A 9048-nucleotide genomic window follows, 5' to 3' on the forward strand; every position below is an offset into this window, starting at 1 on the left:
GAAGGATCCCATCAATAGTCCACCCCGCGTCGCAGATCGGCTCCCTGCTCGGCATAGTGCTTGTGGCTCACCATTTCCGAATGGACAGAGGCCAGCTCGAAATAGGGCAAGGGGGCATGGCAGCGGCCCGTAATGATGATCTCCGTATCGCGCGGCTTGCGCAACAAAGCCTGCACGATCGGCTCCACATCCAGCAGCTCCAGATCCACCGTCGGGTTCAGCTCATCCAAGATGATGGTTTTGTACAGGCCGGAAGCAATAGCTGCCCGTGCCAACTCCCAGCCCCGCTCCGCTTCTACATAGTCGATTTCTTGCTGTTTACCTCGCCAGACAATCGCATCCCGACCGCAACGCTGGTGATCCACCAGGTCGGGGTAGCTTTCTCGCAAGGCCCGAATGGCCGCATCTTCCGTGTAGCCCGTTCCCCCCTTCAGCCACTGCATGATCAGCACGCGGTGGGAGAGATCCTTGCTGATGCCGCGCCCGATGGCCTGTAGAGCCCGACCCAGAGCGCTGGTGGATTTTCCCTTGCCGTTGCCGGTGTAGATCTCAATGCCGCTGGGCTGGCCGTTTTGGGGATCCGCCCCCCGGCGCAGGCTGCGCATTTCCGAGTGCAAGTCTGCCAGGTCGATAATTTCCTTGGGCGCCCCCCGCCCGGTGATGATCACCTCCATCTCCTCCGGCTTTTGCTTGAGGGTGTTGACGACCTCATCCACCGGCAGCAGGCCCAGATCCAGCACCGGGTTGAGCTCATCCAGCACCACCACCGAGTAAAATCCTGACGCCAAAGCTCCCTTGGCCACATCCCAGCCGCGGCGGGCCTCCTGACGGTCGAACTTGGTGATCTCGTCCGGGCCGAAGAACTCCCCGCGTCCGGTGCGCAATTGATCGATGAGATGGGGGAAGCCCCGCTGCAGAGCAGCAATGGCCGCATCCTCGGCGTAGGTGCGGCCCGGCCCCTTGAGAAACCGCACCAACAACACCCGGCTGGGGGCCGCCTTTTCGATCCCCAAACCAATGGAGCGCAGCACAACCCCCAGCGCCGCCTGGGACTTGCCTTTGCCCTCACCGTCGTAGACGTGGATCTGGCCCCGTCGGCGGTCGAACTGCTGGGCGGTTACAATGCCGATTTCTGCCATGCCCCTCCGCATCGTGCCGTTGTCCAGAACTCTTGCCCTGCTACCCCCATCTTAGAGTCTAGCCACAGGTTTTTAGGAAAGCTGGCCAGGGGCCAGAAAAAGCCCTCAAGAGCCGAGAAAGGCCAGGATAAGATGAGCAATGGTTGTCCAGTCAATGCCTGTCTAGCGAGGGATCCCCCTTGTATCCGACTGCATTTTCTTCTCGCCCCTTATTTTCTGCCGTCGATAGCCCCATTGAGCTGGTGGGTGGAACACCGCTTATCCGCCTGCGGCGAGTGGCTGCCGATTTGCCGGAATCGGTGCGGGTTTACGGCAAGGCAGAGTGGTACAACCCCGGTGGCTCCGTCAAAGATCGCCCTGCCCTGAACATGATTCGCGCCGGCGAACGCCAGGGCAAGCTCACCCCCGGCAAGATCATCCTGGATGCCACCAGCGGCAACACCGGCATCGCCTACGCCTGGATCGGGGCGGCCTTAGGCTACAAAGTCAAGCTGGCCCTGCCAGCCAACGCCAGCCCGGAGCGCAAGAAGATCCTCGCGGCTTACGGCGTGGATCTGGTCTTGACGGATCCCGCCCTGGGATCCGATGGGGCCATCGAGAAAGCCCGCGCCCTCTACGCCGAAAACCCCGAGCTCTATTTCTACCCCGACCAATACAGCAACCCCGCCAACTGGCAGGCCCACTACGAGACCACAGGAGTAGAAATCTGGGAGCAAACCCAGGGGCAGGTCACCCATTTTGTAACCGGGCTGGGTACCAGCGGCACCTGTATGGGGGTAGGGCGGCGCCTGCGGGAGTGCCGCTCCGATATCCAAATCATTGCCATGCAGCCGGACTCTCCCTTTCATGGCTTAGAAGGCCTCAAGCACATGGCCACCGCCCTCAAGCCCGAGATCTACGATCCCACCCTGCCCGACCAGCACATCGAGATCTCCACAGAAGCAGCCCAGAAAATGGTCAAGCGCCTGGCCCTAGAAGAAGGCTTGCTGGTGGGCATCTCTGCCGGGGCCAATGTGGTGGCAGCCCTACAGGTGGCCCGTCAACTTTCCTCCGGAGTGGTGGTGACCATCTTTTGCGACGGGGCTGACAAGTATCTCTCGGAGCGGTTTTGGACGGAGGATTGACCTTACCGCGGCAGGATGCAAGAGGGCCAATGCCCTTAACAACTGCACACCTCTGCCGCTATGATGGTTAGGCTTAGAAGCGGATGTGGCGGAATTGGTATACGCGCACGTTTGAGGGGCGTGTGGCTTTGCCTTGCGAGTTCGAGTCTCGCCATCCGCACTGGGCCCGACCCCTCTCCCGGAGCAGGAGAGGGGAAGTGGGCAGTGGCGAGCCAGCCGAGAATTGATCTCGGCCTTTTGCGCTATTCCCGAACGGCGCCCTGCAGGCGTGCGCCCCAGGTGCGGGCAAAGCGCAGGTCAGCCCCAGCCAGATTGGCCTCGCGCAGATCGGCCCCCCGCAAGTCGGCGCCGTACAGGAATGCAGAAGAGAGGTCGGCCCCTCGCAGGTTGGCGCCCCGCAAATCTGCGCCTTCCAGGTAGGCGCCACTCAGGTTGGCTCCGCGCAATTGCGCCCGCCGCAAATTGGCCCCCACCAGGTAAGACTGGCTGAGATCGGCGCCCGTCAAGAGGGTGCGCTCCAGATTGGCCTCAATCAGGTCGGCACCCTGGAAGTTAGCCTCTGCCAGATCCAGGTTGCTCAGCTCGAGGGATCCCAGGCGGCAGTTGGGACAGGTTCGGGAAGCCATGAGATAGCGCAGGAAGCAGGCGTTGGGGGTTGTGGCGGCGGCAGTGGAGGCCACGGCTGCCGTGGTCAGCAGCGCTAAAACGGCGGCAGCTTTAAGATGTAAGTTCATGGTGACCAAGCCTCATCAAGGGTTGACGGCGACAATCCGCCAGAGCGGGGTTGTCCTGGGTTGGTCACATGATAGTGGCATCCGTCGGCTTCGACCACTCCACAGGTCTGCCTCGGCTCCCGGATTGACAAATTCCCTCAAGCTGCGATGACGTTGCGGCCTTATCGCCCCAGAGCTGGTGGGCTATCGCCGGGCGGGGGCGGATCTTGCAGCAGCGGCTGCAGCCCATGCCAAGACAGTTGCCCCAACCCTGCCAAAACCCCCAGTATTGCTGAGGAAGCCAGGACGCGATCCCAGCGGATTTTCGGCCTTCTCGGGCTGAAAGCCAGGGATCCGCTCCTGGCAACAGGAAGCGAGCGACGACGCAAAAAGTGTCCACAGCGGCGACAGCGACGATCGGAGTCGGGGTTTAGCCAATGGCAGGCTGGGCAGCGGAGCATGGCAAGGCCACAGATCCCATAACGATCCCATTTTGATGGGTGGGGAGGATATCGAAGATTCCTCCGGTTGGCTTGAGGGCAACCATTACTGCCTGCACTCCCCTGGATTGTGGACCAGGTTTGGGGCATCCTCAAGAGAGCACCTGGTGTGCCACGGCAGCCGGGATCCCTATCTGGGTGACAGGCTGTCGTAAGCATTGGATAGGAAGCCTTGATCAGCAACTCTGTGCCGGCCCTATGCAGATCTACCTAGAAAACATCTGTAAGCGCTATGGCCGCCGTGAGGTGGTGAGCGACGTCAGCTTGCACATTCAGCAGGGAGAGATTGTTGGGCTGCTGGGGCCCAATGGGGCAGGGAAAACCACCACCTTCTACATCATGACCGGCCTGATCCAGCCCAACCGAGGCCATGTCTGGCTGGATGACCAAGATATTACTCACCTACCGATGCACCGCCGGGCCCAGTTGGGGATCGGCTATCTGGCCCAGGAGCCGAGCATCTTTCGTCGCCTCAGCATCCAAGACAACTTGCTTCTGATCATGGAGCAGACACGGGTGCCTCGCCGCCTTTGGCAACAACGCCTCAACCAACTGCTGGAGGAGTTCCGCATTGCCCATGTGGCCCACAGCCTGGGCCTGCAGGTCTCGGGGGGAGAGCGGCGCCGCGCCGAGATCGCCCGCGCCTTGGCTGCCGGGATCCACGGGCCGAAATTTCTGCTGCTGGATGAGCCGTTTGCGGGGGTGGATCCCATTGCGGTGGCGGATATCCAGGAGGTGGTGGCCAAGCTGAAGCATCGCGGCATCGGCGTGTTGATTACCGACCACAACGTGCGGGAGACGCTGGAGATCACCGACCGGGCCTACATTCTCAACGATGGAGCCATTTTGGCCAAGGGCACGGCAGCAGAGCTGGCGGCGGATCCCTTGGTGCGCAAGTATTACCTGGGGGAGAAGTTCCGCCTCTAACGAGCTTCCTCTACTGCCAGGAATACAAAGCCCGCAGGCGTTGGCTTTTCTTGTGCTGGTGGGCTTGCATGCGGGCCAGCAGCTCGTCAAGAAGGGCGACCGCCTCCAGCAGATAGGGGCCTTTGTTGAGCATCACGCATTCGGCGCGGGCGGACATCACCGCATCGGAAAGCTCGGGCCGCGAGGGCAGGCCCTCTTTGGTGAGCTGATCCAGCACCTGCGTAGCCCACACCACCGGCACATGGGCGGCCTCGCAAATCCACAGCAGTTCTTCTTGGATCTCGCCCAAGCGCAGCCAACCGATCTCCACGGCCAGATCTCCCCGGGCAATCATCACCCCCAGCGGCCTATCAGCAGCCGTCGCGATGAGAGCTGGCAGATTTTTCACCGCCTGTCGGGTTTCGATTTTGAGGATCAACCCCAAGTCGGGCCGGGCCTGCCGCCGCTCCAGCTCGGAAAACAGCAACTGCAAATCCGCCGGCTGCTGGACAAAGGAATAACCCACCAAGTCGGCATGCTGCACCACAAAATCCAGGTCTTGGCAGTCTTTCTCGCTGAGGGGGCGGATCTGCAGCTGGCTATCGGGGAAATTGAGGCCTTTTTCGGCTCGCAACTTCTTGCCCTGGGGAGCAACTTTGTCCACCTCCAGCACCACGCCTGCCGGCTCGATCCCCACTACGCGGGCGCCAATCTTGCCGTCGTCGATCCAGACGGTTGTCCCCACCTGCAGGTTTGCCAAAATCTCCGGCAGGGTGCAAGCCACCTGGCAGGAGATGTCAGAGTTGACCGGCGGCATGGCTGCCGTGAGCAGGATGCGATCCCCACGGTACACCTTGGCTTTGCCGGGAGGCATAACCACCGGGCCGGTGCGGATCTTGGGGCCGGCCAGGTCGAACAAAATCTTGCAGCGCCGCTGGGTCTGGGCTTCGGCCCGGCGCAAGTGGGCCAGCATGTTCTCCCACACCGAGGGATCGTCGTGGGCGCAGTTGATTCGCGCTACGTCCATGCCCCGTTGCAACAACTCCAGCAGCAGCTCCGGCTGCTCGGCAGCTTCGCTGGGCAGGGTTACCATGATGCGGGCGCGGCGGTGGGGGGAGGGAGGGCCAAAGAGAGCCTCGGTGTGCTGCTCTAGGGCCGCATCCCCGGCGTAAAACGCTTCATAGCTGGGTCCTTCATGACTCAGCCCTTGAGCGGCGGCCAAAATGGCGATTACCGCATCGAGGCTTTCCAAAACCCGCGATTCACATCGCCCCAGCGACGACAGCCCCAGGGCGGCCAGCTCCAGTTGCAGGCTGCGCAGATCCTGTTGCCGCAAAGCCAGATACCGCGCCAGGTTGTGCATGGCGGGAGAGGGATCCCCAGAGCAGCCCCAAGCAGCCAAGTAGGTCTGGGATCCCTGTACAACTTGTTGCCGCAGTTCCAGGAGTTTTTCCAGCAAACCTTTGAGATCGGGGGAAGAGGAAGCCATGCTCGCAACTTTCTGAAAGCAGCCTGTCAAGCCCAATTCTAGGTTGAGACTCACTTTTGCTCGACAGCAGTTGTTTGATTGAGGCCATGAACCTTTCATTTGCCGACGTTCCGGTCTAGAGTCGTTAACAGCCTCCGGCTGCTCTGGCTGGATCAGCCTACTGCTTGTTCTGGATCTGGTTTCGTGAAACTTTATTCACCCCCCACCCATTCAGTCGGTCAGCTCTCGAGCACGTTCTCCCTGGCTTGTGCGGTGGGCCTGATGGATCGCTATGTCCTCTCGGAGATGCTGCTGCCTTTTCTCTTTGGGGTGGGAGCTTTCACAACCTTGGTGATGGCGGTGGGATCCCTGTTCGAGCTGGTGCGCCTGGTGGTGGAGGCAGGGTTATCGATTTCGGCAGCCTTGCAGGTGTTCGCGCTGCGGGCACCGGGGATCATCGTCTTGACGTTCCCGATGTCGATGTTGCTGGCGACGTTGCTGGCCTATGGGCGCCTGTCTGCCGATAACGAGATCACAGCCCTGCGCGGCTGCGGCGTGAGCCTCTACCGTCTGGTGGTGCCGGCTCTCATCCTCAGCCTGTTGGTGACGACGTTGACGTTTCTGTTCAACGAGCTGGTGGTGCCGGTGAGCAACCGCCAGGCGGCCCTGACTTTAAACCGTGCTTTGAACCGGGATCCGGACTTCCGGCGAGAGAATATCCTCTACCAAGAATTTGGCGAGATCCTTGCGCCGGAGCCGGACGGCAGTTTTTCCCGCCGGCAAGGGCTAACCCGTCAGTTCTACGCCCGCAGCTTCGATGGCAACCAGATGCGCGGCGTAATCGTCCTCGATTTTTCCAACGAGGCTCTCAGCCAAATTCTCCTGGCGCAACGGGGGCGCTGGGATCCCCAGGAGAACCTCTGGGTGTTTGAGGACGGCACCAACTACATCGTCTCGCCCGACGGCACCTACAGCAACATCGCCACCTTCAGCCGCCAGGAGCTGCGCCTGCCGCGCGCGCCGCTGGAGCTGGCTCAGGAGATCCGCAGCCCTGAGGAAATGAACATTCGCGAGCTGAACCATTACATTGAGGTGATCGCCAGCTCTGGAGATCTGCAGCGGGTGCGTCGCCTCCAGGTCAGCCTCCACCAAAAGTATGCCATTCCCTTTGCCTGCCTGGCCTTCACCCTCATTGGGTCGCCCTTGGGGTTGCGCCCGCAGCGCACCAGTTCCTCGTTGGGGTTGGGCATCAGTGTGCTGATTATCTTTGCCTTCTATGTGCTGTTGTTCATCACCCAAGCTCTGGGACAAATTGGAACGCTGGGACCGGCGGTGGCGGCTTGGTTGCCCAACTTAATCTGTATGGCCGTAGGGCTGGGGTTGCTCTACCGAGCCAATCAATAGCTGCCGGGCAGGGTTTTCCAGATGGGTAGAGGTAGGATCAGAGCTACCTGTGCAGTCTGGAGAGCTCTATGGAAGTCCAAACTTGGCTGAATTGGCTGTTCGGAGGATTGGCCCTGCTGATCTGGGTGGGAGGCATGCTGATGATGTTCACCACGGTGTTCACCACCAAAGGCACCCAAGATCCTCAGTCGGCGTCCAAAAAGGGAGGCGTTTAGCCCAAGCGGGATCCCTGGTAGCTGGCCCCATGCCTTCAGAAGACTGCCAGGCGCGATCGGCTGTCGGTGAGGGAGCTAGTCCAGCTCCCGTTGGCGTAGCCGCTGCAGAGCCGAGCGAGGTTTCTCCTTCTCCGGAAATTGTGTCTCCGTTGCGGTGGGCAGGGTGGCTGTTTCGGTTTTCTGGGGTTCGGGCAAGAGCTGGGCCGCTTCCGACTCAACGGCTGGAGGGCGAGCCGGGGGCTGGCCGGGCAAGGGAACAGACTCCAGGGGGGCCAGTAGAGATTGAAGATGGCGGTGGGTTTCGGGATTGTTGCTGGCGGCCTGGGCCAGGAGGGTGAGCTGCTCTTTGGCTGCGACCAGGTTCCCCAGTTTGAGATCCACCAAAGCCAGTTGATAGCGGGCTTTAAAACTACTGGGATCCACCTCCACCGAGCGTTGAAAAGCGGCGCGCGCTTCCGCCAGCTTGCCCTGACGGGCATAGATCAAGCCGAGGTTAAACGGCACGTCTGGATCCCGTTCGCTGGGGAGCACCAAGGTTTTTTCTTCCAGTTCAATCGCGCTCCGGTAGGCGTTGACGGCCAAGGTATGAAAGCCCATCTGCAGATAGCGGGCTCCGTCTTCCTTCAGTTGGGCGACCGTCGGCTCCCCTGTCAGCAGGGTCATGGGCGGTTGCGCATGGGCAGGCATTGCCATCGCCCAACTCAGCAGGCATCCCACCGCTCTTAGGCTCAGGGGGATAGCCGGATGACCGGGCTGCTGTTTATTCACCACCATGATCTGTTTCCTCCAACCACGTCAACACCACTTCGTTCCACCCCTCTGGGCCAGGGAGCTGAGCCAACTGCCATTGGGGCAGGGCCTCATTCCAGAGGCTATCCGCAATTGGGCTGGGAAGCACCACTTTTCGTTCTGCCCATCGCAAAAAGGCCACATCGGGCGGGGAACAGCCAATGCCCAAAGCCTGAACAGGGCCCAAATGCCGTTGGTAGCAATCCAGCAGCCGCCGTACCGCCTCTTCCCCCGGCGAGAAATGGGGCTCTGTAACCGGCTGCACCCATCCGGTCAGATACCATTGCGGTAGGCTGGAGAAATGAAGCTGACGTACCCGCAGCAGATGTTGGGTGAGGTTAGCTTCTTGCTGGGCAAAGGCTTCTCGCAGGGTTTCGGGATCCCCGGAATAGCTGAAAATCTCGCTGTACTCCCGCTGCTGCGCTCGCTCTGCCTCTTCCAAAGGGATCCCGGCGGCAGCCGCCAGCTCAGAGGCAGTCCAATCTCCAAACCCGATCAAATCCAAGCGGGAATCTTGACGCACCTGCTGCAGGATGCTGCGCAAGCGGGCATAGGGCAGTCCCAGAGCATACACATAGTAGGGAGGACGGTGTTGCCAGCGTTCGTCCAAAATGCCCGCCGGGAAATAATGCTCGGGAACGTAAACGGCGGATCCGTCCTCACAAATGAACGGATGCTCCAAGTGCAACTGCCGCCGCACATGTTCCAGTTGAGCGCGGGTGCGCAGGCTGTAGAGCACCAAGGGAATGGAGCGGCGCTCCAGAGCAGCCAAGGCTTGTCGGGCAGCACC

At 61.0% G+C, this 9048-nt stretch carries 9 protein-coding genes and 1 tRNA gene; 5 read left to right on the forward strand and 5 right to left on the reverse strand.

What is annotated here, in order from left to right:
* Nucleotides 1-11: 11 nt before the first annotated feature.
* A complete protein-coding gene (locus NW862_RS09975) occupies nucleotides 12-1139 on the reverse strand; it encodes a cob(I)yrinic acid a,c-diamide adenosyltransferase (RefSeq protein ID WP_414335296.1) in 1128 nt (375 codons plus the stop codon).
* Between the two features lie 179 nt (nucleotides 1140-1318).
* Here NW862_RS09975 and NW862_RS09980 point away from each other — a divergent pair, with 179 nt between their 5' ends.
* Entirely contained in the window at nucleotides 1319-2263 is a 945-nt protein-coding gene (locus tag NW862_RS09980) for a PLP-dependent cysteine synthase family protein (RefSeq protein ID WP_414335294.1), read from the forward strand.
* A gap of 79 nt (nucleotides 2264-2342) precedes the next feature.
* Nucleotides 2343-2423: transfer RNA gene (locus NW862_RS09985), tRNA-Leu, on the forward strand.
* An 82-nt stretch (nucleotides 2424-2505) separates the two neighbouring features.
* Here the strand turns inward: NW862_RS09985 and NW862_RS09990 are convergent.
* Nucleotides 2506-2997 carry a pentapeptide repeat-containing protein gene (locus NW862_RS09990; RefSeq protein ID WP_414335292.1) on the reverse strand — a complete coding sequence of 164 codons (492 nt, stop codon included), beginning with the start codon at nucleotides 2995-2997 and terminating at the stop codon, nucleotides 2506-2508.
* A 677-nt stretch (nucleotides 2998-3674) separates the two neighbouring features.
* Between NW862_RS09990 and lptB the strand changes: the two genes are divergently transcribed.
* Nucleotides 3675-4403, forward strand: a complete 729-nt coding sequence (gene lptB / locus NW862_RS09995) for an LPS export ABC transporter ATP-binding protein (RefSeq protein WP_414335290.1) — start codon at nucleotides 3675-3677, stop codon at nucleotides 4401-4403.
* A 10-nt stretch (nucleotides 4404-4413) separates the two neighbouring features.
* Here lptB and NW862_RS10000 read toward each other — a convergent pair whose 3' ends face one another.
* A complete protein-coding gene (locus NW862_RS10000) occupies nucleotides 4414-5871 on the reverse strand; it encodes a pyruvate kinase (protein ID WP_414335288.1) in 1458 nt (485 codons plus the stop codon).
* A gap of 183 nt (nucleotides 5872-6054) precedes the next feature.
* On the opposite strand from NW862_RS10000, the gene NW862_RS10005 reads away from it, so the two are divergent.
* Both NW862_RS10005 and NW862_RS10010 read left to right on the forward strand, forming a co-directional pair.
* Nucleotides 6055-7254 carry an LptF/LptG family permease gene (locus NW862_RS10005; RefSeq protein WP_414427140.1) on the forward strand — a complete coding sequence of 400 codons (1200 nt, stop codon included), beginning with the start codon at nucleotides 6055-6057 and terminating at the stop codon, nucleotides 7252-7254.
* Nucleotides 7255-7322: 68 nt separating this feature from the next.
* Entirely contained in the window at nucleotides 7323-7469 is a 147-nt protein-coding gene (locus NW862_RS10010) for a hypothetical protein (RefSeq protein ID WP_414336774.1), read from the forward strand.
* Between the two features lie 75 nt (nucleotides 7470-7544).
* Here NW862_RS10010 and NW862_RS10015 read toward each other — a convergent pair whose 3' ends face one another.
* Nucleotides 7545-8243 (reverse strand): tetratricopeptide repeat protein, encoded by a 699-nt coding sequence (locus NW862_RS10015; RefSeq protein ID WP_414349106.1) that lies wholly within the window; start codon nucleotides 8241-8243, stop codon nucleotides 7545-7547.
* The coding region (locus NW862_RS10020) for a hypothetical protein (RefSeq protein WP_414427141.1) at nucleotides 8230-9048 on the reverse strand (819 nt) is incomplete at its 5' end. The genes NW862_RS10020 and NW862_RS10015, both read right to left, overlap by 14 nt.

The organism is Synechococcus sp. H55.8 (assembly GCF_047462375.1).
Lineage (GTDB): Bacteria > Cyanobacteriota > Cyanobacteriia > Thermostichales > Thermostichaceae > Thermostichus.

Excerpts from the sequence above, each read along its gene's own strand:
- NW862_RS10010 (WP_414336774.1), top strand. The coding sequence starts at position 7,323 with ATGGAAGTCCAAACTTGGCTGAATTGGCTGTTCGGAGGATTGGCCCTG.
- NW862_RS09990 (WP_414335292.1), bottom strand. The coding sequence starts at position 2,997 with ATGAACTTACATCTTAAAGCTGCCGCCGTTTTAGCGCTGCTGACCACG.
- lptB (WP_414335290.1), top strand. The coding sequence starts at position 3,675 with ATGCAGATCTACCTAGAAAACATCTGTAAGCGCTATGGCCGCCGTGAG.
- NW862_RS10000 (WP_414335288.1), bottom strand. The coding sequence starts at position 5,871 with ATGGCTTCCTCTTCCCCCGATCTCAAAGGTTTGCTGGAAAAACTCCTG.
- NW862_RS10015 (WP_414349106.1), bottom strand. The coding sequence starts at position 8,243 with ATGGTGGTGAATAAACAGCAGCCCGGTCATCCGGCTATCCCCCTGAGC.
- NW862_RS09975 (WP_414335296.1), bottom strand. The coding sequence starts at position 1,139 with ATGGCAGAAATCGGCATTGTAACCGCCCAGCAGTTCGACCGCCGACGG.